This window comes from Chloroflexota bacterium (assembly GCA_026706485.1).
In the GTDB taxonomy this organism is placed as follows: Bacteria; Chloroflexota; UBA11872; order UBA11872; family UBA11872; genus JAJECS01.
The window spans coordinates 199,565-226,419 of the sequence record JAPOYR010000010.1; the positions used below are offsets into that span (position 1 = coordinate 199,565).

The window sequence follows — 26,855 nt, forward strand, 5'->3', positions numbered from 1 at the left end:
TGCGCGCCTGCCTCAGATCACCCGATGTTGGGGCTCGTCGCCGAGCAGGATACGACGCACCTCGGCCACTGCCGCAAGTTCGCAGTCCAACGCCGCGGTTTCCGACTTCCAGGCAATGTGGGGCGTGACGATGAGGCTGGACTCGCGAAGGAGTGGATGGTCGAAGTCCGGCGGCTCGGTCTCGAACACGTCCAGACCAGCCCCGCCCAGGGCGCCAGAGGCCAGCGCACGCTGCAACGTATGGTGATCGATGATGCCGCCGCGAGACACGTTGATCAGCAGCGCGCCGCGGCGCATGCGAGCGAACTCCGGCGCGCCGAGCATCTCCCGCGTGTCGTCGGTGAGCGGCACGTGCACCGTGAGCGCATCCACCGACTGCAACAGATCATCGAGATCGCTCGCCACGCGCATCTCCGCACCCGACGGCGGCGTCAGCCGATCCGCCGGAAGGAAGGGGTCGAAGACCACCAGCCGCATGCCGAACCCGGCGGCCAGCGCCGCCGTTGCCCGGCCGATGCGCCCGTAGCCCAACACGCCAAGCGTCGAACCGCGCAGACGACGCGGTTGAAACGTGTCGTCGTAGGTCCGCCACAGGTGCCGCTCGCGCACGTCGGCATCCGAATCCGTGACACAGCGCGCCAGCGCCAGCAGCAGCGCGATGGCGTGCTCGGCGACTTCCGACGTGAATGCGTCGGGCGTATGCGCCACCACGACGCCGCGCTCCTTCGCCGCGATCAAGTCGACTTTCTCCGTGCCCACGCCGTACACCACGACGCCGCGCAGCTTCGGCGCGTGATCCAGCAGATCGCCATCCACCGGCGTCAGCTCGGTCAACATCACGTCAGCCTCCGCCACGGCGTCGTAAAGCTCGTCGCGGGGCGGCGCGCCCAGGAACACCATGTCCGCGATGTCGGCCAGCACCTCCACTTCGCGATCGTGATGCGGCAGCCCTGCGCCCGCGGAGACCACGCGAAACCGACGGCTCATCGCGGGACGTCAACCACTCGGCTGCCGAACACCTGCCTCACGCGCTGGCAAACCGCTTGGGGAAGTACTGCGCGCAGTTCTGCTCCAGCCACTCGACGGTCAGCTTCATCCACAGCTGCGGGTCGTATTGCGGCAGGCAGCACGTCTCGATGCAATGGGGCAGGTAGTCGGGGTCCGGCGCGTTTTGCTGCAGGATCTCCATGATCTCGAGAACCTCCACGCTGCCGTAGCCGACCGGTGCGTGGAAAAACTTCGGCTCGCCGGTCGTGGTGATGGACTGCACCCGCATGTCCTTCAGATGCGTCATCACGGTGTAGGGCGCGGCCATGTGGGCGGCATCGACCTGGTCTTCAACGACCGAGTAGCTGTTGGCGAAGTCGTAGTTGATCCGCAGCCACGGCGACGCGACGCCCTCCACCACCTGCACGATCTCGCTGATCCGGTAGTCCATGTGGTTCTCGAAGGCGAGGACGATGCCGCACTTCTCGGCGTCGACCACCAGTTTCGACAGGTTGTCGATCATGCGGTCGATTTGCACGCCGATTGGCGTCTCGGTGCTGAAGTGCCCGAACCGCAGCCCCCCGTTGGGCATGGGCTGACCGGGAGGGCCGGGCGGGTCGGCGTTGACCATGGCGCTGGTTCGCACGCCGCCGGCCTGCATCCACTCCAGGTGCATGGCGGCGCGCTCGTGAACCGGCGACCACTCGTCGCGGTCGACGGCCCAGGCGCCGTTGACGGAGCCAACCCACTCGATGCCGTTCTCGGCCAGCAGGCGACCATTAGCAGCGGCCGCCTCCTTGCCATCCAAGAGCGACGCCGCCGTATAGAGGTTGTCAAAACCCCACTCGCTGCAGCGTTCGATCCACCACTCCAGCGCCCCGTCCAGCTCCTCGGGCGGCTCGGTGGTGGTGCCATAGGGATATTCCAAGCCGCGAAAGCCGTACTCGGGTTGATCGATGCGCAACCCCGGGTAGGACACCCAGCGATAGGCCGCCTGTGAAAGGCCGAGTCTCATGTCAACGCTCCCTGGTCCACCGGCAATCGCGCGCCGCCCAAGTATGACCCAAATGCGCCCGGCGCACGCGCGCATTGCCTACCATGGCGATCACCCCGCCTGGGTCGGCGCCGCCGCACCGGAATAGAGGTCATACCGTGGAGCAACCGCGAGCCATCGTGCTGGGCACGGGCGTGATCGGGCGCGTGCACATCGACGCCCTGCGCCGCAACAACGTCGACATCGTGAGCGTGGTGGCGAGCAGCGAGTCGCGGAGCGTCGCCGCCGCGGCCGACTTCGGCGTCCCTCGCGGCGACCCGGACTTGACCACTGCGCTGCGCGAAACCAATCCGGATGTGGTTCACGTCTGCACGCCCGACACGTTGCACCTCGAACAGGCCAGCGAGGCGCTCGACGCGGGCGCGCACGTCGTGTGCGAGAAGCCTCTCACCACCGACGCCGGATCGGCCGGCGAGCTCTACCGGCGCGCGGCGGACTCGGGCCGCGTGCACGCCATCTGCTTCAACAATCGCTTCTACACGCTGGTGCAGGAGTTGGCCGCCCGCCGGCGGCTGGGCACGCTCGACCGCGTCATGCTCGTCCGGGCCTCAGTCGCCGACGACACGTTCTGGCTCGAAACCGATTGGGACTGGCGCCTGCTCCCCGAAATGGGCGGCCCCACCATCGTCACCTCGACCACCGGCAGCCACCTGCTCGATCTCACCAGCTTCGTCATCGGCAGCCGCGTCGTCGAAGTTTGCGCGGATTTCCTCACGGCGCACGATGTCCGCAAACGACCGCGCCCCGACGGGGGGATGGATGACTATCACGCGCCCGGCGAGGATGTCTCGAACCTGCTAGTCCACTGGGAAAACGGCGCCCGCGGCGTGCTCTCGTTGTCGCACGTGGCCGTGGGGCATCCCTACCGCATCCGCGTCGAGATCGACGCCACGGCCATGGGCGTGAGCTGGGACTCGGAGCGGCCAAACGAGCTCTGGCTCGGACACCGCACCGAGCCCAACGAGATCGTCCTGCCGGACCCGCGGCAAGCCACGGAAGAAGGCGGCCGGTTCATGGACAACCCCGGCGCCTACCGCGAGGGCTTCGGCGACACGTTCCGCCTGCTGTTCCGCGAGGTCTACCGCGCCGTCGCCGACGGCGGTCAGCCCGACGCGCCGACCTACCCGACGTTCCAGGACGGCTACGGCATCCAGATCGTGCACGACGCCGCCCTGCAGAGCTTCCAGGAACGCCGCTGGGTCGACGTCGACTGGTCGGCATTCGACGGAAGCTAGACCCGGACGGAGGCCCCTGCGCAACCGGCCCGTCATTCCCGCGAAGGCGGGAATCCACCCCTCATTGAACCTGGGGGCGCGCCGGACGCTCAGCGTCGGTAGGGGCCGGTTTCCAACCGGCCCGTCCGCGGGCGCCAATCGCCCGGCGGGCATCCACGCCATCCCGACGGGCGGGTCTCCGACCCGCCCCTACCGGAGTTTGCAGGGGACTCCGAAGACGGGAATTCAGCAGCCGCCCTACTCCGGCTCGAACAACGACTTGGGCGGCTCGCCCCGAAGCACCCGCGCGACCTCCGCCGCGGCCTCGCGGCGCAGGATGCGAATCGACGTCCGCGAATAAAAGCCGCTATGCGGCGTGATGATGACGTTGGGCGCCTCCCGCAGCGGTGAGTCCATCGGCAGCGGCTCTTCTTCCATCACGTCCAGGCCCGCGCCGGCGATCCGCCCGTCCTTGAGCGCCCGCGCCAGCGCGGCGTTGTCGACGACCGCCCCGCGGGCCGTGTTGATCAAGAACACGCTGGGCTTCATCAAGTCGATCTCGGCCTCACCGATCAGGTGGTGCGTCTGCGCCCGCAACGGCGTGTGCACCGACACGAAGTCGGATTGCCGCAAGAGATCGTCCAGCGGCACACGCTCGACTTGCGACGCCTCGAATGCGGAATCCGGCGCACGCGGCGAGTGCCCGATCGCCCGCAATCCAAAGGCCCGCGCCCGCGCCGCCACGGCCTGCGCCGTCTGCCCCAGTCCGATCAGCCCAAGCGTCTGCCCCTCGACGCGCTCCATCCGCTCGGGAACACCGCCGCTGGCGTCCCAGACTCCGGCGCGCACGTCGTCGTTGTAGACCACGATGTGGCGGGCCAGGGCTAGCAGAAAACCCATCGTGTGGTCCGCGACCTCGCCGACCTGGTAGTCGCGCACGTTGCAGACCACGATGCCCTTGGCCGTCGCCGCCGCCACGTCGATCGGGTCCATGCCGGTGCCGTAGCGCACGATCACCTTGCAGCGCTCCAGGGCATCCACGACGCGTGCCGTGATTGGCGCGTACTGTTCGAGCAAACCGTCGGCGTCGGCCACCTTCTCGATCAGCGCGTCTTCCGTGAAGCATTGCTCCACGACCAGCTCGGCGCCGATGGGATCGAGCTCGGCCTGCTCGATCACCGGCGGCATCTCGAAATCGCAGTCGGTGATCACGACCCGGAAGCGGGGCTCGGTCATTGGCGCCATCCAATCACGGGGCAGTCACCACGCCTGAGCGCGGACCAACGTCGCCTGGCTACAGAATGCCGTATTCCTTGAAGACCTCGCCCACGTCGCGACCGGTCGCCAGAATCTCGCGCACGTTGGATTCACCCCGTCCCTTGGCCTCGGCGCGGTCCAGCACTTCGGCCGCGGCCTCGCCCGGAACTACCACGACGCCCATGTCGTCGCCGACGATCACGTCGCCGTATTCAACCCGCGCCCCGGCGCAGTCGATGGGCTGGCCCCACTCGATGCCCTCGCAACGGCCCTCGGAGTCAACCGCACTTTGGCCGACCGCGAACACCGGAAAGTCGATCTCCTCGATCTCATGCACGTCGCGAGTCAAGCCGTCGATCACGCAGCCCACCGCGCCCCGCGTCTGCGCCGAGGTGCTCAGCAGGCCGCCCCACACGCCCGACTCGTAGTGGCCCGTCGTGGTGATGACCAGCACGTCGTTGGGCCGCATGGCGCGAAACGCCTCGAACAGCACCTCGTACGGTTCGTCCGGCGGCCGGTAGACCGCCGTCTGCAAAAGCGGCAGCGCCCGGCCCACGATGCGGGCGCCCGGATACATCGGGCGCACGTCGTGCCGCATGGCTTGCACCGGCACGCCCATGCGGTCGAGGCTGTCGGCGATCAGGGCGGAGTGCAGCGCCTGGAATCGCTGCCGCGTGGCATCGTCGAACTCGGGCGCCTGGCTCATTCCGCGGCTCCATTGGCAGTGCGGCGCTGGTCCGTTTCGACGAGCTCGGCGCGGCCAGCCGCCACGTTGACGGCCACACCGTACATTTCACGGGCATCCTCGGGTTCGAGCAGCAAATCCCGTACGTCTTCGAGCACCAGCGCCGGGTCACGCTCACGCGGATCGCCGTAGCCGCCTCCGCCGGGCGTGCGCAACAGGATCTGGTCGCCGATGTCAAGCACGACGTTCGAGAACTTTCCATCGGAGATGGTGTCGAACATCTCGCGAGCCGTCCGCCACTCGGTTTCCCCGGCGCGTCGGAAAAGCAGCGCCGTCGTGCCGCCCTCCGCCCCACCGTGCAATCCCCACGGCCGGTTGGACGTGCGGTTGAGATGCGCGCTCACGGTGATCGGCAAGAGGCAGGTCCAGGTGCGTTGCACGCCATGGCCGCCGCGATAGGCCCCCGCGCCCGCGCCGCCCTCGGCAATCGAGTACTCGTCCAATCGCACCGGGTAGCGCGTCTCCCACACTTCGCACGGCGCGTTGAGGCAGTTGCCGTTCTTCACGATCTGAGCGTCGTTGCCGTCGGCGTCGCGCCGGCCGCCCCAGCCCATGCCCTCGTGATGCAGGATGACGAAGGGTTCGCCCGTGTCGATGTTCGTGCCGTAGAACCCCAGCAGGCCGCAGGTGCCGCCGTCCGCCGCCGAGCTGCGATCGCTGGCCTGTGCGAAGGCGGCCAAAAGGATGTCCACCGTCGTGGGATAGGTATCGGAGTTCCCGCCCACGCACGAGCCGGGATAGTTCACATTCACGATTGACCCCGGCGGCGCCACGATGGCAATGGGCCGGTAGGCGCCGTGATTCCACGGAATGGCGTTGTCGATCATGTGGAAGATGCCGGCATAGGTCGCCGACGCCGTGGTGCCGAACGACTGGTTGATCGCCCCGGCCGCCTGCGGGTCCGACCCGGTGTAGTCGACGATCACCTCGTCGCCGCGGATCACCACCGTGGCCCGGATTTTCCAGGGACGATCGGGAATCACGCCGTCGTCCTCCAGGAAGCCCTCGGCGGTGTAGGCGCCATCCGGCAGCCGGTCGAGCGCCTGGCGCATCAGCACTTCCGACACATCCTTGATCTGGCCCGAAAGCTCGCGAAATCGCTCGACGCCAAGCTTCTCCACCAGGCCCACGATGCGGCGTTCGGCCAGGTAGGTCGAGCCCACCATCGCCATCAGGTCGCCGCGCGAGACCTTGGGCGTGCGCACGTTCGACGTGATGATGGCGAAGATATCTTCGACCGGCTCGTCGTCCTGGTAGATCTTGATCGGCGGCAGCCGCAGGCCCTCCTGGAAGATGTTGCGCGTGTCGCCAAAGGCCGCCGGCACCATGCCGCCGATATCCGTCATGTGCGCGATGTTGGCCGCGTAGGCCACCACCGCGCCCTCGTAGAAGCAGGGCTTCAACGTCATGAACTCGGGCAGGTGACAGCCGCCGCGATAGGGGTCGTTGTGGAGGATCACGTCGCCCGGGTGCATGTTGTCCGGCCCGACCTCTTTGATCGCCCACTCGACGGTGTGCACGATGGCGCCGATGTGCGCCGGGCAGAAGTCGCCCTGCGCGATCATCTCGCCCTGTGCGTCGAAGACGACGCACGAGAAGTCGCGCGCCTCGTTGAACATGGTCGAGTAGGAGGTGCGCAGCATGGCTACGCCCATCTCCTCGCAGATGCCCACCAGGCTGTTGCGTGTGACCTCCAGCTCCACCGGATCGTCGATGTGCAGGTCGGCGACGCTGCGTTTCGGATCGGTATCTCGGGCCATGCGACCACCGTGGGCTGGCGACGGGACACTCCCGCCACCTCGGTATCATAAGGTCCCCGCCGCGCCGCCACGCCGAGCCGGCGCCCCTGAAGCGAGGCCGCCAGATGCGAACCGCCCAAGAGGTGTTCGACCATCACTGGGACGCGATTATGGCCGGCGACATGGATCGCCTGCTTTCCGACTACGCCGACGACGCGCTGTTCGTGCGACCGGGTCAGGTGGCCCAGGGACACGCGGAGATCACCGCGTTCTTCGAAGACATCGGCGGCGCGCTGGACGGTTTCGCCGTCGAGCAGGTGTCCGTGACCACCGCCGAGCCGATCGTGGTGCTGGAATGGCAGGGCGGTCACGCCGACGGCCGCAGCGCGTCGGGCACCGACACCTTCATCATCGAAGACGACAAGATTCGGCACCAAACGCTCGTCTTCAGCGTGAGCTAGCTGCACTGGACGACGCCCAAGCAGTCATTACGGAGGTCCTAATCCCATGAAATCGGTCCAGATCGACTTTCTCGGCCACGCGTCGTTCCGCTTCACGGCCCCGACCGGCGAGGTCATCTACTTCGATCCCTGGCTCGACGACAACCCCGTCTGCTCGGAGGGCTTGGCCGACGTCGACCGCGCCGACGTGGTGTGCGTGTCGCACGGACACGTCGACCACCTCGGCGACGCCATCGCCATCGTCCAGAAGACCGGCGCCACCCTGATCGGCAGCCCGGAGGTGGCCGGCTACGCCGACACCCACGGCATCGGCTTCGACACCGACTCCTGCCCCCTCAACATCGGCGGCACCGCCAAGCTGGGCGGCGTGGCCTACACCATGGTGCGCGCCGACCACTCCACCGGCATGCACGGCCAGGCCTATCGCGAAGGCGCCGTATACGCGGAGCCCGACGGCAGCGTCTGCGGCTTCGTGCTGACCTTCGACGACGGGCCGGTGATCTACGACACCGCCGACACCGGCGTCTTCGGCGACATGGCGCTCATCAGCCAGCTCTACGCGCCCGACCTGGTGATCATGCCGGCCGGCGGCAAGTACACCATGGGTGTCAAGGAAGCGGCCATGGCCGCCGCGCTGACGCGCCCGCGCGCCGTCATCCCCTGCCACTACGACACGTTCCCCAACCAGGCGGCGGATATCGACGACCTGCGGCGGCGCATCGCGGACCTGACACCCCGTACGAGCGTCATCGAGCTCAAGCCGGGCGAGTCCGTCAGCTACCCGTAGCCCCACCGCAGTGAAGATCGCCAGCGTCCAAGCGGTCGCCCTCGATTTCGGTGAGCGGCGCGCCACGAGCAAGCCCCGCGCGTCGTGGACGGAGGACGCGCGCGTGGGCTCGCCCATGGCCCGCTATCCGCGCTACGCGGAGGTGCGATCGAGCTGGACGCCGAACTGGCCCGGCGTGGGCGTGGTCGTCACCGCCGAGGACGGCACACAGGGCCTGGGAATTGGCGCGCTCGGCCGGCCCATGGCCGCCCTGGTGGACGACTATCTCGGCCCGCGCATCGTCGGCGAGCCGGCGCTGGCGACGGAGCGCATCTACGACATGATGCTGCGGCTGTGCTCGCCCTTCGGCGCCACGGGACTGGCCTCGTACGCGGTGAGCGCCATCGATCTCGCGCTGTGGGACCTCAAGGGCAAGGTGCTGGATCGACCGGTCTACGAGCTGATGGGCGGCCCCGCGCGCGACGAAATCGTCTGCTACGCCACCGGGCCGCAGCACGAGTGGCACTTGGAGCTTGGGTTCACCGCCACCAAGCACCCCTGCCGCTACGGCCCGCCGGACGGCCTGGACGGCCTGCGCCACAACGTCGACGACATCGCCGCCCTGAGGGATCTCGTCGGCCCCGACGTCGAGCTGATGCTCGATTGCTGGATGTCCCTCGACGTGGAGTACGCCGTGCGCCTGATCGAGGAGCTGCGGCCGTTCAAGCTCAAGTGGATCGAGGAAGTGCTGCGGTCCGAGGACATGGACAGCCACGCCGCGCTGCGCGAGCGCGTGCCCTGGCAGACGCTCGCCACCGGCGAGCACTGGTATACCCCGACGCCGTTCCAGCACGCCGCCAGCCGCCGCCTGGTCGACATCCTGCAGCCCGACATCATGTGGGTGGGCGGCATCACGGCCCTGATGCGCATCTGCGCCATCGCCGACGCGGCCGGACTCGCGGTCATCCCCCACGCCGGCGTCAACGAGCCCTACGGCCAGCATGCCTGCTGCGCGCTGCCCGGCATTCCCTGGGGCGAGTATTTCGTCGCCTCCGGCCCCGGAACCGACCTCGCCGACGCCGTCTCGGTCCCCGGCGCGTCCCACCCCGTCAACGGCCGCCTGCGCCCCTCCGACGCCCCCGGATTCGGCATCGAAATCGACCTTGCGACGCTGCAACCCTACGGCTAGCCGTTCGGTTCCCTCTCCCTTGGGGAGAGGGTCAGGGTGAGGGGGTCCGTCACTCCCGCGAAGGCGGGAATCCACCCTTCGGCAATCCCGGGCACGCATGGGATTCGCACGGTCATCCTTCGCCTCACCGCGTCTTGCAAGAGACTCACATGGGAGAACGCGACGGTGAGCAGGTCCGGTGGCCCGCGCTGCGTGCAGCGTGGGACGGCCGCGGCTGAATCTCCCAGGCTGCGCGCAGCCTGGGCCACCGGGCAGGGCTGCACGTACAAGACCCATTTCCGAGGAGGGGCGCCCCGTGTAAGCGCCCTTCCTTTCGCCGTCCCGGCCCGCTGGTAGGCTCGCCGCAGCACCGCGCGTCGTCCATCGGAGGACTCCTTGCAACGTCAACCCGCCGTCGTGGTCCAGGGCCTGGAAAAGACCTATCCCGGCGGTACCCGCGCCATCGACGGCATTGATTTCACCGTCGAGCAGGGCGAGTTCTTCGGCTTCCTCGGACCCAACGGCGCCGGCAAGACCACCACCATCAAGATCCTGGCCACGCTGCTGCCCAAGAGCGCCGGCCGCGTCCACGTCGCCGGTATCGACGTCGACCGGGACGCGCGTGGCGTCCGGGCATCCATCGGCGTCGCCCTGCAAGAGGTCGGCCTGGACGATCTTTCGAAGGGACGCGACTTCCTGGTCTTGCAGGGGCGCCTCTACGGCGTCGGGCGCGCCGAGGCCAACCGCCGCGCCGATGAGCTGCTGGAGCTGGTAGGACTCTCGGGCGTCGGGAAGCGCAAGATCGGTTCCTACTCCGGCGGCATGCGGCGCCGCATCGACCTGGCCGGCGCGCTCATGCACCGGCCCAACATCCTGTTCCTCGACGAACCCACGTCCGGCCTCGATCCCCAGAGCCGCCTGGCGATCTGGGAGCACCTAGAGCAGCTCAACGCCCAGGGCGTGACGGTGATGCTCACCACCCAGCACATGGACGAGGCCGACCGGCTGTGCCGCCGGCTGGCCATCATCGACCACGGGCGCCTGGTGACCGAAGGCTCCCCGACCGCGCTCAAGGCCGGCGTCGGCGGCGACGTCGTGCGCGTGAGCTTTGGCCCGATGGAATCCCCCGACGGCCGAGCCGACACCGCGCTCGGCGCCCTGCGCCGGCTCCCATCGGTGCAGGAAGCCGACACCACGCCCGACGGACTGACGGCCACGGTCGACGACGGCGGCGCGGCCGCGCCCGCGATCCTGCGCGCCCTCAACGGCGTGGAAGTCCCCGTGGCCAACCTCGCCGTCACTCGCCCATCGCTTGACGATGTCTTCCTGCATCACACGGGACGCGAGATTCGCGAGGCCGCCGCCGACGAGGACGCCGAGTCGCGCGTCTGGGGCCAGTGGATGGGCGTGAACCGGAGGTAACCATGCTGATCCTGCGCGAGAGCTCCTACATCTACGTCCGCAACCTGAAGACCTGGCTGGCGCAGCCCTCGATGATCGTGGCCGCCGTGTTCTCGTCCGCCGTCATGTATCTCTTCTTCGGCGAGCCGCTGCGCGGCATCACGGGCCTGCCCGGGTTTCCGGCCACGGACTACCAGGCCTTCCTGACCGCCATGGTGATCGTGATGGCCGTGGTCTTCAGCGGCAGCGACATGGCCATGGTGCTGCTCACCGACATCATGTCGGGCTACGTCGACAAGCTGCTGCTGTCGCCGGTCAACCGCTTCTCGATCCTGCTCGGGACGCTCGCCATCGGCGCCACGCGGGCCATCGCCCAGGTGGTCGCGATCGTGCTGGTGGCCACAGCCATCGGCGTGCGGTTCGAAGGCGGCGTGCTCGGCATCCTGGCCGTCATCGTGGGCACCACGCTGCTGGGCGTGGCCATGGGCTGCGTGGGGCTCATCATCGCCGTGCGCACGCGCAGCGTGCAGGTCACGGTGAACAGCTGGCTGCTGTTCATGCCGCTGGCGTTTCTCACCTCGGCCTTCATGCCGCGCGACCTGATCACCGGCTGGTTCCAGTTCGCCGTCGGCCTCAACCCGATCGAGTACATCCTGGTCGCCGTGCGCACCATCATCATCGACGGCTGGGTCTGGGAACACATCGTGCCCGGTTTCTGGGTCCTGCTGGCCACCAGCGCCGTCCTCGTCGCCGCCGCCACCTACGAATACCGCCGCGCAACAAACTAGACAGGCGCGGGCAGCGGTTCAGTCGTATGACACCCGCCGCCCGGTCGTCCACAATCGTGCCCTGAGGTGATTCACGACCGGAGCGTCCCGCGATGAAGATCACCGACGTCCGCACGTTTCTCTATCGGGCCGGTGGGGCCAACCGGCGCTATGGGCCGATCTTGTTCGTGCGGGTGGACACGGACGCGGGCATTTCCGGCTGGGGCGAGGGGTCGACCTGGGCCGGCGGCGCGGCGCTGATTGCCGACTTCGGCATCAGGCAGGTCCGCGACATGCTGGTCGGCCGCGACCCGTCCGAGATCGAGGCCATCTGGCACGACATCTACCGGCGCTACACCTACATGGGCTCGCGCGGGATGCCGACGCAGGTGCTCAGCGCCATCGACATCGCGCTGTGGGACATCAAGGGCAAGGCGCTGGAGCGCCCGATCTACGACCTGCTCGGCGGCAAGGTGCGCGAGACGGTGCCGGTCTACGCCAACGCCTGGTGGCCGGACGGCGCGTGCGAGCCGCAGGAGTTCGCCGACGCGGCGCTGCGCACCGTGGAGACCGGTCACCGGTCGCTCAAGTTCGACCCGTTCCTCGAAATGGCGGCGGCGTTCTACGCCTACGTGAGCGGTGAGATCACGCCCGACCACGAGTCGGCGGGCATCGCGCGCGTGGCGGCGGTGCGCGAGGCCGTGGGACCCAACGTCCACATCCTCATCGACGCCCACGGCCAGTACGACGTGCCCAGCGCCATCCGCATCGCCGACCGCCTGGCCGAGCTTGACGTCGCCTGGCTTGAGGAGCCGGTGCCGCCCGAGAGCCACGACGCGCTGCGGCAGGTGCGCGAGAACACGGCCGTGCCCATCTGCGTCGGCGAGCGCCTCTTCACGCGTTTCGACTTCGCGCCGATCCTCGAGAGGCGCCTCGCCGACTTCGTGATGCCCGACGTGTGCTGGACCGGCGGCATCAGCGAGCTGCGGCGCATCGGCGCCCTGGCCGAGGCGCACTACGTACCCCTAAGCCCGCACAACGCCGCCGGCCCCATCCAGATCGCGGCGGGCTCGCACGTGGGGCTGACGACGCCGAATTTCTACCGGCTGGAGCACGCCATGGGCTGGATTCCGGTCTACAACGCGCCGCTGCGCGAGCCGCTGGGATTCGAGCGCGACTTACTGACCGTGAGCGACCGGCCGGGTCTCGGCATCGAGGTCGACGAGGACTACCTGGAGCGGCACCGCTACACGGAGTCGGAGACATTTGCCTGATTCCCTCTCCCTCTGGGAGAGGGTTAGGGTGAGGGCATTCCCGAGGCTTTGGAAGGGGGCCTGGATCCCTGCCTCCGGAGACTGTTGCAAAACCCAGCCGGGCTTGGGGATGACCAGGCGCATCTTTTCCGCCGCCAGGTTCACTGAGGGGTGGATTCCCGCCTCCGCGGGAATGACGGCATGGAGGGCAGGAATCACTTGGAAGTACCCATAGGTCTCGTGCCGGCATGAAGATCACTGGCGTCGAGCGCATCGAGCTTGACGTCGGGTTCACCCCGCGCACCGAGCCGCACATGCGGCGCGGCATCAACGACTTCTCGCTGATCGAGATCTGCCGCGTGGCCGCCGACACCGGCATCGTCGGCTGGGGCGAGTCCCGCGCCATGCACAACTGGGATCGCGACATGGACGCGGTGGATTCCGGCGTGATTGGTCGCAATCCGGCGGAGCTGCTCTGGCGCGACGAGCTTGGCTCCGGCTTGCAGCAGGCCATGTTCGACCTCACCGGCAAGACGCTCGGCGTGCCCGCGCACCGGCTCATCGGCCGCCAGGCGCGCGCCTGGGTCCCGCTGGCGTGGTGGTGCTACGACATGCCGCCCGAGGACTGGGCCGCCGAGGCCGAGGACGCCATCGCCGCCGGTTACTCGGACTTTAAGCTCAAGCCGCGTCCGTGGTTCGACCTCATGGCGCAGATGGAGGCGATCAGCGCCGCCACCCCGGATCACGCCACGTTCGACCTCGACTTCAACGGCTTCCTGCTCGACGCCGGATTCGCGCAGCAGGTCCTGCAGGAGCTCGAGGCCTTCCCCAAGATCCACATGTTCGAGACGCCCATCCCCCAGAGCGACGTCGCCGGCAACGCGGCGCTGCGGGCCAAGTCCCCGCGCGCCATCGCGCTGCACTTCGAAGAGCCGGACTTCCTCACCGCCATGCGCGAGAACATTTGCGACGGATTCGCCGGTCACGGTGAGGGCGCCGCCAGCACGCTGCACTACGGCGCGCTGGCCCACTCGGCCAACCTGCCATTCTTCGTCCAGCTTGTGGGGACGGGCATCACTACCGCCTTCGCCGCCCACCTGGCCGCCGCGCTGCCCGCCGCGCGCTGGCCGGCCGTGACCGCGTCGAATGTCTACGCGGATGACTTGCTGCGCGAGCCGCTCGACATTCGCCGAGGCTACGTTCGCGTGCCGGAGGCGCCCGGCCTCGGCGTCGAGATCGACGAGCAGGCGCTGGAGAATTTGCGCCGAGACGCGACGGGACCAAAGCCCCTGCCGCGCGCCATCTACACCGTCCGCTGGGCCGACGGCCACACCGCCGAGTATGTGTCGGTCCGCGACTACGAGCGCGACTTCTCCCTAGGCAACCAGCCGGCCTTCGAACGCGGCGTCACGCTCACCACCCGCGAGGACGACGGCAGCGTGGACTTCGACAACCGCTACCGCGCGGTGGCGGCGGCCGGCATCGCTCCCCCATCGCTTCCAAAGCCCGAGTACTAGATGGAAGAGGGTAAGTGCTCGCACCGGAGGTCCGAGCGCCCGTCTCTCCGCCCAATCCGGCCTCAACTTTGACTCTTCTCACCGGAGACACCATTGCCAAATCCGGTCGGACGACGGCCGGCCGTGCGAACCCCTCGTGTCCCCAGGTTCAGTGAAGGGTGGATTCCCGCCTTCGCGGGAATGACGAAGGTTTACGCAATGGCCTTACCAGGGGAGCGGGGACCAGACTCGCTCACGCGGCGTCCTGACCCGATAGAATCAATTCGTCGGCCATGTATCGGTGCGCCGACGCTCGGCAGAGGAAACTCCCAATGCGCGTCATCCTCGCGCTGCCACGCTTCGTCGCGCGCCTCGCGCGTCGATTCTCGCGCTGGCTGAACCCGTCGGCCGAACTGCGAATGCGCTCGACGCTCCACAAGAGAGACGCGCGCCAAAAGGGCTACGACGCCCTGCGCGAGCACTATCCCCGCGGCGGCGGGCCTGGCTGGCGCTAGACGGAGACGCCGCTCAGCCAGACAAATTGTCGACGTGACAGTGGTTTAGAATCGGATCTGCGTCCGCCGCCCGCCTCTTCTGGAGCGACTTCTTATGCGCGCACTGTCCGCGATTTGGCGTTTCACGAAACGGCTGATTTACCGCACCTGGCTTTGGCTCACGCCCTCGCCCGAGCAGGAAGCTCTCGCGAAGCAAATCCGCAATGACCAGAGTCTAAGGACGCGCACCCTCGCAGACAGCAGTACGCGCGGCCCTCGCCTCAGGTTCTAGCCGGGCACGCTCGTCCGGCAGCTCTCGGGCCGCCGTGACCATCGCCTAAAATCAATCTGTCTCAAGCGTTCGTACGCGCCGAGACTCAACGATCAGAGCCATTCATGCGCGCGCTATTCATGGTGCCTCGGCTTGTCGCACACCTCGCCAAACGCGCTTGGCTGTGGATTACGCCTTCGCCGGAGGAGGAGATCCTGGCGCAGCGATTGCGCAAGGACTTTCGCAATCAGCAAAGTCACACGACGCGCGCCTGGCACGCGCACCTTGGTCGGCGAAACGATCCCGGCCTCCGACGCTAACCGTCCGCCGACACTCAAAGGTCCGGCCGAGGCTGTGGCCGCGGCCGGCGCAGCCTATCCGAACGGCCGCCGCTCGTCTCGGTCCAGGGGCAGCGAGATCGGCTGGCCGCCTTCTTCGACCGAGATGTAGGCCGCCTGCATGATCTCGACCGCCCGCAGCCCGTCCTCACCGGTCAGCACCGGCGGCTCGTCGCGCAGCACCCAGGCTGCAAAGCTGTCCCACTCGGTATTAAACGCCTCCTCAAAGCCGTAGCCCTCGAAGAACGTCGTCTGCATCGGGCCGTCGTGCGTGGCGTAGTGCACCGCCACCTGCCGCGGGTCGTAGGCAATGCCGCCGTGCTCGCAGGCGATCTGGTAGCTGAACGACGTGCGGTAGGTGGCCATGGGAAAGGCCGTCGTCACCTGGATCGATCCCAGCGCGCCGCTGCGAAACCGCAGATTCACCGCGATCGCGTCGTCGTAGTCGGTCACGTCGGGAAACAGCTTCGGACCGGCCATCGCCGAGACCGTGTCGACCTCGCCCAGGTAGTGCCGGATGGTGTCGACGTCGTGCGTGCCGGCCCAGTAGAGCAAGCCGCCGTTGGCCGCCCGCCGGGACCAGAATCCAAGAATCCGGCGTCCAAAGTAGCCGTGCACGTTGATGGACAGCGGCTGGCCGAACTCGCCGCTGTCGAGCAGGCGTTTGATCTCGGCGTGCGCGCCGCGGAACCGGCGCTTGTGGCCGATCATCAGCTTCACGCCGTGCTCGTCGGCGGCTTCGATCATGTCGTGGCATTCGGCCACGGTGATCGCCATGGTCTTCTCGCAAAAGACGTGGCGCCCGGCGGCGGCCGCGTCCACCACGATGTCCCGGTGGGTGTTGTGCGGGGTGGCGACGGCCACCGCGTCGCAGTCGCACTCCGCCAGCAGGTCGCCGTGATCGCCCCACCACGGCACGCCGTACATTTCGCCGCGAGCTCGCGCGGCGTCGGCATTCACGTCGGCCACGCCCACCAGCTTCAGCTCCGGGCGTCGCGCGACGATCTTGGCCACCTCGCCGCCGAAGTTCCCCGCGCCGATCAGTCCGACGCGCACAACCCGTTGCGACATTAGCGACGTATCCGTTCGCCCTGAGCTTGTCGAAGGGCGTCGCTTCGGGCCACCCGAGGGCCGTGGTTCGACAAGCTCACCACGAACGGAGTGACCACCACGGCTAGCACTCCTGCCGCTATGCCGCGTCGATGGCCGCGGCCATCCGCTCGAACGACGCGTCGCTGAGCGTGCGGTGGTGGAACCAGTTGGGCGGATTCCCCAGGCGGTCGTGCAGCTCGTTTATCCGGGCAATCACCGTCTTCACCTCGTCCCAGGTGCAGCCGATCTCGGCGGGACGGTAGCGCACCCGGCAGAGGTCCAGCAGCGCCTTCGTCTCGTCGAATCCCCACTCGTACACGTGCGCGTTCATGAGCGAGCCCAGCGACACCACCTCCGAGTGAATCAGCTCGCGGCCCAGCACCCACTCGAACGCGATGACGAACGTGTGGTCGATGCTGCGCGAGATCTTCATGTCAAACGTGGGCACGTCATAGCGCTCGCGGTTGATCTCGCTGGCGATGCGGATGGCGTTAGCGTTCAGCTGGCCCAGTTCGTCCAGACCCGCGGCAAACTGCCGGCAGCGCTCGTAGATCCACGCCAGCGTCCCATCCGCCGCGGCCTGGTCCACCGGCGGGAGGCCCTCGAGACCCTGCTCCGCCCACCAGCGCCACGAGGCCACATGCCCCAGGTTGCAGATGCACTCGCCCATGCCGGCCCGGTTGAGATGCGGGGGCGCCGCCGCAATCACGTCGTAATCCAGCAGCAGGTAGTCGGGCGCCACCGTGTCGAAGCAGAACTCCCAGATGTCCGCGCGACGGATCGCCACGGGCGCCTGGAAGATCGCGCCGGTCGAGACGATGGTGGGAATCAGCACCAGCGGCTTATTCAGCTTCCAAGCCACAAACTTGCCCACGTCCAGCGCGTTGCCGCCGCCGATGCCCAGCACCACTTCCGCATCGGGCAACCGTTCGATCAGCGGCTCGACATATTCCTCGGTCATGCCCTGCTGGAATTCGAGCTGCCGCGGCGGGTGGGGAAAAAACTCCTCCACCACGGCCCACGCGCTGGGCGAAGTGATGGCGAGATAGGACGTGTAGGTCGGCCCGTAGGCCGCGAGCAGATCGTGACCGTACCGGGCGTCCCATTTCCGGCTATCGAGCACCATTCACGCCTCGTCTCCGCCGCAGCCTGCGGCCATCATACGCCCGCGCGACTAGTCGGCGGCAGGATATCTCTCAGCCAGCGCCAGCCGGTCGATCAGCTGCCCGATCTCGTCCCGCGTCGCCTTGTCGATCGTGGGCGCCGGATCCCGCACCGTCTCGTGGTCGATCAGCCCCCGCCGCTTGAGAATCTCCTTGCGCACCGCCCACATCAAGCCGGGCCGCGCGTCCATCGCCGTCAGCGGCATCAGGCGGTCCCAGAGCGCATTCGCGCCCGCCGCGTCGCCGGCGTGGAACAGCGCCAGGGTCTCGACAATGACCTCGGGATAGGGATAGCCCGTCATCATGCCGCTCGATCCTCGTTCCAGCTCTTGCACGAAGGACGTGCCGGCCGCCGAGTACAGCGGTCGCGCGTCGCCGACCAAGGCCCGCACCGCGCTCAGGCGCTGCGTCACCGGCTGCCCTTCGACTTTGAATGCGGCCACGCCCTCCACCTCGCGGGCAATGCGCGCCACCAGCGCGGCGCTCATGGCCACGCCGCTGGTGTTCGGCTCGTCCTGGACGATTACCGGCACGTCCAGCGCGTCCGTGACCGCCGCGTAGTGGCGCACCACCGCGTGGTCCGTGGGAGCCGTGGCATACGGCGGCAGCACCACCGCTCCGGACGCCCCCAGATCGGTCCAGCGCCGTCCCAGCTCGATGACGGCAGCCGTGGCGGGCGCGTAGGCCGCGACCAGCACCGGGAGCCGTCCGCCAAGCTCGCCCGTCACCAGGCCGACGACTTCCTCCTGCTCGGCCCGGCTGAGGAACATGGCCTCGGACGCCACGCCCAGCAGAAACAGCCCGTCGCAACCGCAGGTTTCACGGTGACGCAGCAGCCGCGTCAGGCTCGCGCGGTCGATTGCGCCGTCGGCGTCGAACGGCGTCTGCAGGATCGAGTAGAACCGCCCGAGTCGAGCGTCGCTCACCAGTTCGTATACGAGCCGTCGCGGCGGCGCAGGTGGGGGGCTTCCCAGAACATCGTCGGATGGTCCGCCAGCGCGTCTTCGTTGAGCTTGACGCCCAGCCCCGGCGCCTCGGGCAGCGGAAACGCGTCGCCCTCGATGTCCAAACCCTCGGGGAACAGGTCCGGCGGACGAGCCCGCGTGTGCCAGTTGTATTCGAGCAGGGCGAAGTTCGGCACAGCCGCGCACAGGTGCACCGCCGCCGCCGTCGAGATTGGTCCCAACGGGTTGTGGGGCATCAGGTCCAGGTAGTGGGCCTCCGCCATGCCGGCCACCTTCTTGGCTGCGGTGAATCCACCGACGTTGCACACGTCCAGCCGCACGTAGTTGCTCAGCCCACGCTCGATGAACGGCGCAAACACATAGATACCCGAAAACTCCTCGCCGATGGCGAACGGAATGTCGGTCATCGCGCGCAGCGAGGCATAGGCGTCGGGGCTTTCGGACCTGATCGGCTCTTCCAGGAACATCAGGTTGACGTCGTCGACCAGCCGGCAGAACTCGGCGGCGTCGGCCACGCTGAGCCGGTGGTGGAGGTCGATCCCCAGGCGCACTCGCGGTCCCACGCGGTCGCGCACCGCGCGCAGCATCTCCGCCGAAGCCACCACAGACTCCCAGGGCTCGTATACGTCCTCCGGCGCTTCGGGATCGTCATCGGTCGACATCACGGGGGAGAAGCGAATCGTGCCCCAGCCATTGGCCGCGAGGTCCGCCGCGCGATCGGGCATGGTCGCGCCGTCGCCGGCGACGGCATCCGCGAAGCACGTGACCTTGTGGCGCGACGCTCCGCCTAGAAGTTGCCAGACCGGCGTGTTGAGGTGCTGGCCGAGAATGTCCCAGAGCGCGATGTCGATGGCCGAGGCGGCGGCGGTGATGACGGTGCCGCCTTCGAAATACTGGCTGCGGTAGAGCACCTGGTTGATGTCTTCGATCCGCCGCGGGTCCTTGCCGATGAGAAACTCGCGGTAGTGGTCGAACATGCCCCCGACCGCCCGCTCACGGCCCGCCGTGCCGGACTCTCCCAGCCCCGAGATGCCGGCGTCGGTCTCCACCTTCACGACGATCTGGGGCCGCATCCCCACCGTGGGCGCAAAGTGCTTGACGTCGGTGATCCGCATGTCGCCTCCCCGCGAGGGTTGGGTGCGCTCGCACCCGCGGAACCGGCAGCCTATGATCGCATGCTGCCCAAGGAGTTTGGCGCCCGTTGTCGCTGGGCCGCGGGCGAGCAAAGGCGGACCATCCCGTGGACCTGCTGTTCTGCAACGACTACATGCCGGACCTCTCGGGCGGCATCCAGGCAGCCCTTCCCGATCACCGGGTGCGCACCTGTCCCCAGGACAAGGTCGCGGAGTACGCGGGCGACGCCGCGGTCCTGCTTCCAGCACGGGCCATCATCGACGCCACCGTCCTCGACGCCTCCCCGCAGTTGCGCCTGGTCCAGCAGCCCGGCGTCGGGCTCGACGCCATCGACGTGGCGGCGGCAAACGCCCGCGGCGTTCGTGTGGCCAACGTGCCCTCGGCCGACGGCGGGCTCGCACAAGCCGTGGCGGAAATGGCGCTCTTCCTGCTAATCGGCGGGGGACGCCGCTATCCGCGGCTGCTCGAGGGCATTCGCACCCAGGACTGGAACGTGCCGTTCGGACACTCGCTGTTCGGCGCCAGGGTCTGCGTCATCGGGCTGGGAGGCATCGGGAGCCAGCTGGTGCGGCTGTTGCAGCCATTCGGCTGCGAAATCGTCGGCGTGCGCCGCACGCCGCGCGACACGGATGTGCAGGAGCTTGGGTTGACGTCAGTGCATTCGCCCGACGAGCTGCATGAGGCCGTGCGCGGGTGTCGCTTCATCGCGCTGGCCACGCCGCTCACGCCCGAGACCGAGGGCATGATCAACGCCGAATCCATCGCCGCCATGGACGACGACGCCGTGATCGTGAATGTGGCGCGGGGTCACGTAATCGACCGCGAGGCGCTCATCGACGCGCTGCGCCGCGGCAAGCTGAGCACGGCCGGGATCGACGTCTTCTGGGAGGAACCGGTCGATCCCACGGACCCACTCTTTGACCATGAGGTGTTCGTCACGCCGCACGCCTCGAACGCATGCGATGCCTTCGTTCGCGAGACTTCGGCCGGCGTCGCCGAAAACGTGCGGCGGTTGATCGCGGGTGAGCCGCTCCTCTGGGAGGCGCGAGCGCCGTGATCGTTGACGTCCACACCCACCTGAGCACCTCCGAGCAGTGGGGCCCGCAGTTCAGCCGGGCCATCGAGATGACCTATCCGCCGGACGTGCTCGATATCAACGTCACGCCCGAGCGGCACTGGGAGGCCGAAAGAACGGCCGATCGAGTGATCGTGTTCGGCATCAACTCGATCGCCATGGAGATGTGCACGCCCAACGATCACATCGCCGGCTACGTGCGCCAGCACCCCGAGAAGCTAATCGGTTTTATGTCAATTGACCCGAATCAACCGGACGCCCTCGACGAGATCGACCGCTGCGTGACCGATCTCGGCCTGCGCGGCATCAAGATGAGCCCCGTCTATCAGCACTATCACCCGAACGACCCGAAGGCCGGGCGCGTCCATGCCCGCGCCCAGGAGCTGGGGCTGCCGATCCTGACCCATGCGGCCTACCAGGGCATGGCGAACACGCCGATGGAGTTGGCCAGTCCGCTGCTCTACGACCCGGTGGCGCGCGAGTTTCCGGACCTCAGGATCATCCTGGCGCACATCGGCCTGCCGTGGTTCGCCGACGCCATGGTCGTGGCGCGCAAGCACCCCAATGTCTTCACCGACGTGTCGGGTCTCGAAAACAAGCCGTGGTGGCTCTACCAGGCGCTGGCCATGCTCAGCGAGTTCGGCGCCATCGACAACGTGCTCTTCGGCAGCGACCTGCCCTTCAGTACCGTCGACGGCACCATCAACACCCTGCGAAACATCAACGCCGTCACCGAGGGCACCGGGCTGCCGAAGATTCCGTCCGAGGAGATCGAGGGCATCATCCACCGCGACAGTTTGAGCCTCTTGGGCTTGGAATAGCTGCCCGTCCCCCGCGCCTGTCAGCGGATCGCGGTGGATGGAGTCACCGCATGCGGACGGGACGCCGGTGCGCGTTTCTCGGCAACATCGGTTACGGTCACGGTCACCGTTGCCGTCGCGGTCCCGCCGTTGCCGTCACTGGCTTGGCGCGTCTCTAATCGCGAGCAGGTGCCGGGCGGGGGCGCCGGTCGAGATCCCGGCGGGGAGCTCGCCGAACCACAGAAAGAGCGTCTCCGCGCCATGCTCGACCACCTGGTCTTCCACGGCCGTCACCTTGAAGCTGGCGGTGGTCGCGCCCGCGGCGATCGTCACGCTGGCCGGCACGCCGGTGACTTCGTCAACGGCGGCCGTCCCGGCAAACACCGTCAGCGGGATCGTCACCGCGCTTGACTGCGCGGCGCTCAGGGTCACGGTCACCGTTACGCTGGCCCCCTCGCGCACCCGCGATAGGGCGCTGCCGAAGGCGACCGTCGGCGGGCAGGCGCCGGTCGTCGCCGTCGCGGCCGTGGACGCCTCGCCCCACGCCGCGGCCAGGGTTGTCCCGTCGCCGTACGCGCTGACCCGGAACTCGTACGCCGTGCCGCAGGTCAGCCCGTCCACCGTGTGCGTCGTCCCCGTGAGCGTGTCGTCGTCCACGGTCCAGGTCTGCGTGCTACTGACGCGGTATTCGACGCGGTACTTGCTCACGTTGGCGACCGCGGCCCAGGACAGCGGGACGCTGGCGGCCGTGACCGTCCCCGCCGTCACGCTGCCGGGCGCCGCGGGCGCCGGGGGCGGGCAGGCGCCGGTCGTGGCCGTCGCGGACGTGGACGCCTCACCCCACGCCGCGGCCAGGGTCGTTCCGTCGCCGTATGCGCTCACTCGAAAGTCGTAGGCGGTATTGCAGGTCAGTCCGTCCACCGTGTGCGTCACGGCGGTCAGGGTCTCGTCGTCGACGGTCCAGGTCTGCGTGCCCTGCACGCGATACTCGACGCGATACTTGCTGGCGTTGGCGACGGCGGCCCAGGAGAGTGGGACGCTGGCGTCCGTGACCGTCCCCGCCGTCACACTGGCGGGCGCGGCGGGCGCCGGAAGCGGACAGGCGCCGGTCGTCGCCGTCACGGCCGTGGACGCCTCGCCCCACGCCTCGGTGTACGCCGTCCCGTCCCCATACGCGCTCACTCGAAAGTCGTAGGCGGTATTGCAGGTCAGTCCGTCCACCGTGTGCGTCACGGCGGTCAGGGTCTCGTCGTCGACGGTCCAGGTCTGCGTGCCCTGCACGCGATACTCGACGCGATACTTGCTGGCGTTGGCGACGGCGGCCCAGGAGAGTGGGACGCTGGCGTCCGTGACCGTCCCCGCCGTCACACTGGCGGGCGCGGCGGGCGCCGGAAGCGGACAGGCGCCGGTCGTCGCCGTCACGGCCGTGGACGCCTCGCCCCACGCCTCGGTGTACGCCGTCCCGTCCCCATACGCGCTCACTCGAAAGTCGTAGGCGGTATTGCAGGTCAGTCCGTCCACCGTGTGCGTCGCGGCGGTCAGGGTCTCGTCATCGACGGTCCAGGTCTGCGTGCCCTGCACGCGGTATTCGACGCGATATTTGCTGGTGTTGGCTACCGCGTCCCACGTCAGCGGCACGTCGGTCGCCGTCACCGCGCCGGCGGCGAGCGTGGTGGGCGCCGGGGGCGCGGTGTCGGCCACGTTCGTCACCGTAATCGCCACCGCCACCGTGGCGGCGGCGCCTCCCGCACTGGCCTCCACCGTCAAGCTGTAGGCCGTGGTGGTTTCGTAATCCAGCGCCCCAGCCACGCTCAGCGCACCGCTCGACCCGTCGATCGCAAAGGCGCCGGCATCGTTGCCGGCCGTGATCGCGTAGGTCACCGACGTCGCCGCGGTCGCCGTCACCGTGCCCACCACCGCATTGACCGCCGCGTCTTCGGCCACGCTGAAGGCGTAGCTCGCCGCCCCGAACTCCGGCGCCGCCGCTTCCTGGAAGGTGATCGTGGCCGTGGCCGGCTCGCCCTCGCCGATCCCGGGCGGCCGCTCCGCCAGGCTCAGCGTCAAGAGTTCGCCGGCGTCATCCACTGCGTCGACCACCGCGGTGACCTCGAAGCTCGTCTCGGTGGCGCCGGCGGCGATCGTCACACTCGTCGGGACGCCGGAGTAGTCATCAGACCCGGCCGTGCCCCCCGCCGACAGCGCCAGGCTCAGCGGGTCCTGCAAGGCGGCGCTCAGGACCACCTGCACCTCCACGCTGGCGCCCTCGCGCACCGTGTAGGCGGCCTGGCCGAAGGCGACCGTCACCGGGCGCGGTGGGCAGGCCCCGGTTGTGGCCGTCGCGGTGGCCGAGGCCTCGCCCCAGGCCGCCGCCAGGTTCGTGCCGTCACCGAATGCGCTCACTCGGAACTCGTACGCCGTGTTGCAGGTCAATCCGTCGACGGTATGTGCCGCGGTGGTGAGCATCTCGTCGTCCACCGTCCAGGTTTCCGTGTCGCTGACGCGGTATTCGACCCGGTATTTGCTGGTGTTGGCCACCGCGTCCCAGGTCAGCGGCACGCTCGTGGCCGTCACCGTGCCCGCGGCCAGGGTGGTCGGCGCGGCGGGCGCGGGGAGCGGACAGGCGCCGGTTGTGACCGTCACGGGAGCTGTAGCCTCGCCCCAAGCGGCAGCCAGGGTCGTCCCGTCGCCATGGGCGCTCACCCGGAACTCGTACGCCGTGGCGCAGGTCAGTCCGTCGACGGTATGCGCCGCGGTCGTGAGGGTCTCGTCGGCCACGGTCCAGACCACCTCCGTGCTGACGCGGTATTCGACCCGGTACTTGCTGGTGTTGGCCACGGCGTCCCACGTCAGCGGCACGCTCGTGGCCGTCACCGCGCCCGCGGCCAGGGTGGTCGGCGCGGCGGGCGCGGGGAGCAGGCAGGCGCCGGTCGTGGCCATCGCGGTTGCCGAGGCCTCGCCCCACGCCGCCACGTAAGCCGTCCCGTCGCCATAGGCGCTCACCCGAAACTCATACGCCGTGGCGCAGGTCAGCCCGTCCACGGTGTGGGTCGCGGCCGTAAGCGTGTCGTCGTCCACGGTCCAGGTTTCCGTGTTGCTGACGCGGTATTCGACCCGGTACTTGGCGGCGCCCGTCACCGCATCCCAGGTGAGGGGGACGCCGGTGGCCGTGGCCGTCCCAGCCGTCACGTTGGCCGGTGCCGCGGGTGTGAAGACGAGGCGGGGTGGACTGTCGAAGGTCACCGTGGCGCTCTGCGCCCCGCCCGGGCCATAGGTCAGGTCCAGGGCGGTCCAGGTCAGGCGCGTCAGCGGCGAGCCCGTGCCCTCGTGGCTCCGCCGCACCACGAAGTGGCGCGGCGAGCCGCTGGAGGCCTGCAAGGACTTGCTCGCGCGCGTGCCGTCGGCGTAGTCGGAGGTCACCCGCAGGCCGCTGTGCGTCACGACCAGCCCCGCGCACGCGTCGCCATAGGCCCAGGCGGCGGTGATGGCGCTGCGGTCGCCCACGGTCGCGCCCAACGTCAGCGTGGGGCTGACGACCACCACCGGGTCGCACTGCGGGCAGTCGCCGGTCGTGGCCGTCACGGACGAGGACGCCTCGCCCCACTCCGCCGCGAGGGACGTCCCGTCGCCATAGGCGCTCACGCGGAACTCGTAGGCGGTGTCGCAGGTGAGACCGTCCACGGTGTGCGTCGTACCGGTGAGCGTGTCGTCGGCCACGGTCCAACTCGCCGCGTCACTCGTGCGGTATTCGACGCGATACTTGCTGGCGCCGGTCACCGCGTCCCACGTCAGCGGCACGCCGGTCGCCGTCACCGTGCCCGCGGCGAGGTTCGCGGGCGCCGCCGGCGGCTCGCAGTAGGGCAGGGCGAGCGCGCCGAGATCGTTGGTGGCGACGCTCCTGAGCGCCGGCGGAATGCAGCCCGTCAGCGCATTGCCCGACAGCCGCAGCTCGGTCAGGTTCGTCAGCCAGCCCAGCTCCGGCGGGATCGTCCCGGTCAGCTGGTTACCGCTCAGGTTGAGCGTGGTCAACGCGAACAGGCGGCCCAGCCCCGCCGGGATCGTCCCTGTCAGGCTCTTGCGGGAGAGGTTCAGCCCCGTCACCCGGCTCGGCGTGCCGCCGGTGGTGACGCCCTCCCAGTTAGAGATGACCGTGCTTGTGCTCCAGTTCACCGTGGCCGCGCCCCGCAGTCCGTCCTTGGCCGCCAGCAGCGTCTCGCAGTCCTGGACCAAGCCGCGGTTGGCGTTGGGCGTGCCCACCGCCGTGCCGTTGGCGCACCCCGACACCGGCGGCGGCTGCGCCGGCGTGAAGGTGGTTGTATCGCCATCGTCCGGCGTGATGTCGTCGTAGGCCCCCATGTCCCGGTATGCCTGCTGCAGCCCCGTGACATTGGCTATCCGCGTGGTTGCATGCGCGTCGCTCGCCGCCGCCGTGGTGATCCGGCTGGTCAAGTTGGCCAGCGTCTGCGTGTGCTCCGGGTCGCCCTCGGATGCCCCCACCCGCACCGCCTGCACCGTGCCGTCCACCGTCGCCACGTCCCAGTGCGCCACCGCCTGCCACGCCTCGAACGCGATCGCGTGGTGCGCCCCCATCGGTGCCAGGAACACGATGCGGTCCCGGCCGCCAATCTCGGCCGCCAACGCCTCCTCCGCCGCCACCACCATGGCTTGCAGCGACGCCTCGTAGTCGCCGCGCGCCTGCAGCGCGTCACTGCCAAACGTCCCGGCCTCGTGCTCCCGCACGTACAGCTCGTAGGAGGCCGCTTCGCCCCGGTTGTCGTACGCCGCCGTCACCGTCGTCGGCCCCGCGCCCAGCAGATACGAGGACACCGTGTAGTCCGCGAAGCACGTCAGGAACAGGTATTCCTCCGAAAGCCCGCCCCGCGCGATCGCCAGGGCGTTGGCCTTCGCCGTCTCGCGATACTGAGGGTTCAGCAGATTCAGTGTGGCCGCGAATAACACCTCCAGATACGCGGCGCTTGGGATCGCGTCGGTCGCATCAAGCTTCAACAAGAACCGAATGGCATCCTCCCGCTGCGCTGCCGTGCGGGCGGTCCCCCGCCACGCGCAGCGCACCGTGTCGGGCCCCGCCGTCCCCCTGATCGCCAGATGCACCGGCGAGGCGCCGACCAGTCGCAGACCATCTTCCAGCAGTTCCTCCACCGTCGCTGTCGTCTCCACCTCTCCAATTGGCATTGGGCCAACGCTGGAATTTCCCAAC

At 68.6% G+C, this 26,855-nt stretch carries 21 protein-coding genes; 11 read left to right on the plus strand and 10 right to left on the minus strand.

Features of this window, described 5'->3' with window-relative positions:
- Nucleotides 1–12: 12 nt before the first annotated feature.
- Entirely contained in the window at nucleotides 13–987 is a 975-nt protein-coding gene (locus OXG79_08570) for a C-terminal binding protein (GenBank protein MCY3783823.1), read from the minus strand.
- A 37-nt stretch (nucleotides 988–1,024) separates the two neighbouring features.
- The gene (locus OXG79_08575) at nucleotides 1,025–2,002 is read right to left on the minus strand and encodes a TIM barrel protein (GenBank protein MCY3783824.1); all 978 of its coding nucleotides are present in this window, start codon (nucleotides 2,000–2,002) and stop codon (nucleotides 1,025–1,027) included.
- Nucleotides 2,003–2,139: 137 nt separating this feature from the next.
- On the opposite strand from OXG79_08575, the gene OXG79_08580 reads away from it, so the two are divergent.
- Nucleotides 2,140–3,276 (plus strand): Gfo/Idh/MocA family oxidoreductase, encoded by a 1,137-nt coding sequence (locus tag OXG79_08580; GenBank protein ID MCY3783825.1) that lies wholly within the window; start codon nucleotides 2,140–2,142, stop codon nucleotides 3,274–3,276.
- Between the two features lie 237 nt (nucleotides 3,277–3,513).
- On the opposite strand, the gene OXG79_08585 is transcribed toward OXG79_08580, so the two are convergent.
- From OXG79_08585 to OXG79_08595, 3 genes are read right to left on the minus strand one after another with little or no spacing between them, the layout of a single operon-like run.
- The gene (locus OXG79_08585) at nucleotides 3,514–4,491 is read right to left on the minus strand and encodes a C-terminal binding protein (GenBank protein MCY3783826.1); all 978 of its coding nucleotides are present in this window, start codon (nucleotides 4,489–4,491) and stop codon (nucleotides 3,514–3,516) included.
- A gap of 58 nt (nucleotides 4,492–4,549) precedes the next feature.
- On the minus strand, nucleotides 4,550–5,218 hold the full coding sequence (locus OXG79_08590; GenBank protein MCY3783827.1) for an RraA family protein: 669 nt from the start codon (nucleotides 5,216–5,218) through the stop codon (nucleotides 4,550–4,552).
- Nucleotides 5,215–7,017, minus strand: coding sequence for a hydantoinase B/oxoprolinase family protein (locus OXG79_08595; protein ID MCY3783828.1), 1,803 nt, complete (start codon nucleotides 7,015–7,017; stop codon nucleotides 5,215–5,217). Before OXG79_08595 ends, OXG79_08590 begins: the two co-directional genes overlap by 4 nt.
- Before the next feature lie 104 nt (nucleotides 7,018–7,121).
- Between OXG79_08595 and OXG79_08600 the strand changes: the two genes are divergently transcribed.
- From OXG79_08600 to OXG79_08635, 8 genes are all read left to right on the plus strand, one after another.
- The gene (locus OXG79_08600) at nucleotides 7,122–7,457 is read left to right on the plus strand and encodes a nuclear transport factor 2 family protein (GenBank protein MCY3783829.1); all 336 of its coding nucleotides are present in this window, start codon (nucleotides 7,122–7,124) and stop codon (nucleotides 7,455–7,457) included.
- A 46-nt stretch (nucleotides 7,458–7,503) separates the two neighbouring features.
- Entirely contained in the window at nucleotides 7,504–8,244 is a 741-nt protein-coding gene (locus OXG79_08605; GenBank protein ID MCY3783830.1) for a metal-dependent hydrolase, read from the plus strand.
- 10 nt (nucleotides 8,245–8,254) lie between these two features.
- The gene (locus OXG79_08610; protein ID MCY3783831.1) at nucleotides 8,255–9,412 is read left to right on the plus strand and encodes an L-rhamnonate dehydratase; all 1,158 of its coding nucleotides are present in this window, start codon (nucleotides 8,255–8,257) and stop codon (nucleotides 9,410–9,412) included.
- 375 nt (nucleotides 9,413–9,787) lie between these two features.
- A complete protein-coding gene (locus tag OXG79_08615) occupies nucleotides 9,788–10,813 on the plus strand; it encodes an ATP-binding cassette domain-containing protein (GenBank protein MCY3783832.1) in 1,026 nt (341 codons plus the stop codon).
- 2 nt (nucleotides 10,814–10,815) lie between these two features.
- The gene (locus OXG79_08620; GenBank protein ID MCY3783833.1) at nucleotides 10,816–11,580 is read left to right on the plus strand and encodes an ABC transporter permease; all 765 of its coding nucleotides are present in this window, start codon (nucleotides 10,816–10,818) and stop codon (nucleotides 11,578–11,580) included.
- A 92-nt stretch (nucleotides 11,581–11,672) separates the two neighbouring features.
- Nucleotides 11,673–12,833 carry a mandelate racemase/muconate lactonizing enzyme family protein gene (locus tag OXG79_08625; protein ID MCY3783834.1) on the plus strand — a complete coding sequence of 387 codons (1,161 nt, stop codon included), beginning with the start codon at nucleotides 11,673–11,675 and terminating at the stop codon, nucleotides 12,831–12,833.
- Nucleotides 12,834–13,060: 227 nt separating this feature from the next.
- The gene (locus tag OXG79_08630) at nucleotides 13,061–14,329 is read left to right on the plus strand and encodes a mandelate racemase/muconate lactonizing enzyme family protein (protein MCY3783835.1); all 1,269 of its coding nucleotides are present in this window, start codon (nucleotides 13,061–13,063) and stop codon (nucleotides 14,327–14,329) included.
- A 311-nt stretch (nucleotides 14,330–14,640) separates the two neighbouring features.
- Nucleotides 14,641–14,823, plus strand: coding sequence for a hypothetical protein (locus tag OXG79_08635; GenBank protein ID MCY3783836.1), 183 nt, complete (start codon nucleotides 14,641–14,643; stop codon nucleotides 14,821–14,823).
- A 624-nt stretch (nucleotides 14,824–15,447) separates the two neighbouring features.
- Here the strand turns inward: OXG79_08635 and OXG79_08640 are convergent.
- The 4 genes from OXG79_08640 to OXG79_08655 form a co-directional block, all read right to left on the minus strand.
- Nucleotides 15,448–16,482 (minus strand): Gfo/Idh/MocA family oxidoreductase, encoded by a 1,035-nt coding sequence (locus tag OXG79_08640; protein ID MCY3783837.1) that lies wholly within the window; start codon nucleotides 16,480–16,482, stop codon nucleotides 15,448–15,450.
- Nucleotides 16,483–16,600: 118 nt separating this feature from the next.
- Nucleotides 16,601–17,629 (minus strand): iron-containing alcohol dehydrogenase, encoded by a 1,029-nt coding sequence (locus tag OXG79_08645; GenBank protein ID MCY3783838.1) that lies wholly within the window; start codon nucleotides 17,627–17,629, stop codon nucleotides 16,601–16,603.
- A gap of 48 nt (nucleotides 17,630–17,677) precedes the next feature.
- Entirely contained in the window at nucleotides 17,678–18,592 is a 915-nt protein-coding gene (locus tag OXG79_08650; protein MCY3783839.1) for a dihydrodipicolinate synthase family protein, read from the minus strand.
- Entirely contained in the window at nucleotides 18,589–19,746 is a 1,158-nt protein-coding gene (locus OXG79_08655) for a mandelate racemase/muconate lactonizing enzyme family protein (protein MCY3783840.1), read from the minus strand. The genes OXG79_08650 and OXG79_08655 overlap by 4 nt, the downstream gene beginning before the upstream one ends.
- 125 nt (nucleotides 19,747–19,871) lie before the next feature.
- On the opposite strand from OXG79_08655, the gene OXG79_08660 reads away from it, so the two are divergent.
- On the plus strand, nucleotides 19,872–20,822 hold the full coding sequence (locus OXG79_08660; protein MCY3783841.1) for an NAD(P)-binding domain-containing protein: 951 nt from the start codon (nucleotides 19,872–19,874) through the stop codon (nucleotides 20,820–20,822).
- Nucleotides 20,819–21,661 (plus strand): amidohydrolase family protein, encoded by an 843-nt coding sequence (locus tag OXG79_08665; GenBank protein MCY3783842.1) that lies wholly within the window; start codon nucleotides 20,819–20,821, stop codon nucleotides 21,659–21,661. Before OXG79_08660 ends, OXG79_08665 begins: the two co-directional genes overlap by 4 nt.
- Nucleotides 21,662–21,796: 135 nt before the next feature.
- Here the strand turns inward: OXG79_08665 and OXG79_08670 are convergent, their stop codons facing one another.
- Complete coding sequence (locus OXG79_08670) at nucleotides 21,797–26,830, minus strand: fibronectin type III domain-containing protein (GenBank protein ID MCY3783843.1); 5,034 nt, start codon at nucleotides 26,828–26,830, stop codon at nucleotides 21,797–21,799.
- Between the last annotated feature and the right edge of the window lie 25 nt (nucleotides 26,831–26,855).

Bases quoted from the DNA above. Each gene is read 5' to 3' on its own strand.
- OXG79_08570 (MCY3783823.1), bottom strand. From the start codon at position 987: ATGAGCCGTCGGTTTCGCGTGGTCTCCGCGGGCGCAGGGCTGCCGCAT.
- OXG79_08575 (MCY3783824.1), bottom strand. From the start codon at position 2,002: ATGAGACTCGGCCTTTCACAGGCGGCCTATCGCTGGGTGTCCTACCCG.
- OXG79_08595 (MCY3783828.1), bottom strand. From the start codon at position 7,017: ATGGCCCGAGATACCGATCCGAAACGCAGCGTCGCCGACCTGCACATC.
- OXG79_08645 (MCY3783838.1), bottom strand. From the start codon at position 17,629: ATGGTGCTCGATAGCCGGAAATGGGACGCCCGGTACGGTCACGATCTG.
- OXG79_08635 (MCY3783836.1), top strand. From the start codon at position 14,641: ATGCGCGTCATCCTCGCGCTGCCACGCTTCGTCGCGCGCCTCGCGCGT.
- OXG79_08585 (MCY3783826.1), bottom strand. From the start codon at position 4,491: ATGACCGAGCCCCGCTTCCGGGTCGTGATCACCGACTGCGATTTCGAG.
- OXG79_08655 (MCY3783840.1), bottom strand. From the start codon at position 19,746: ATGCGGATCACCGACGTCAAGCACTTTGCGCCCACGGTGGGGATGCGG.
- OXG79_08670 (MCY3783843.1), bottom strand. From the start codon at position 26,830: ATGCCAATTGGAGAGGTGGAGACGACAGCGACGGTGGAGGAACTGCTG.
- OXG79_08630 (MCY3783835.1), top strand. From the start codon at position 13,061: ATGAAGATCACTGGCGTCGAGCGCATCGAGCTTGACGTCGGGTTCACC.
- OXG79_08605 (MCY3783830.1), top strand. From the start codon at position 7,504: ATGAAATCGGTCCAGATCGACTTTCTCGGCCACGCGTCGTTCCGCTTC.
- OXG79_08620 (MCY3783833.1), top strand. From the start codon at position 10,816: ATGCTGATCCTGCGCGAGAGCTCCTACATCTACGTCCGCAACCTGAAG.
- OXG79_08600 (MCY3783829.1), top strand. From the start codon at position 7,122: ATGCGAACCGCCCAAGAGGTGTTCGACCATCACTGGGACGCGATTATG.
- OXG79_08590 (MCY3783827.1), bottom strand. From the start codon at position 5,218: ATGAGCCAGGCGCCCGAGTTCGACGATGCCACGCGGCAGCGATTCCAG.
- OXG79_08625 (MCY3783834.1), top strand. From the start codon at position 11,673: ATGAAGATCACCGACGTCCGCACGTTTCTCTATCGGGCCGGTGGGGCC.
- OXG79_08640 (MCY3783837.1), bottom strand. From the start codon at position 16,482: ATGTCGCAACGGGTTGTGCGCGTCGGACTGATCGGCGCGGGGAACTTC.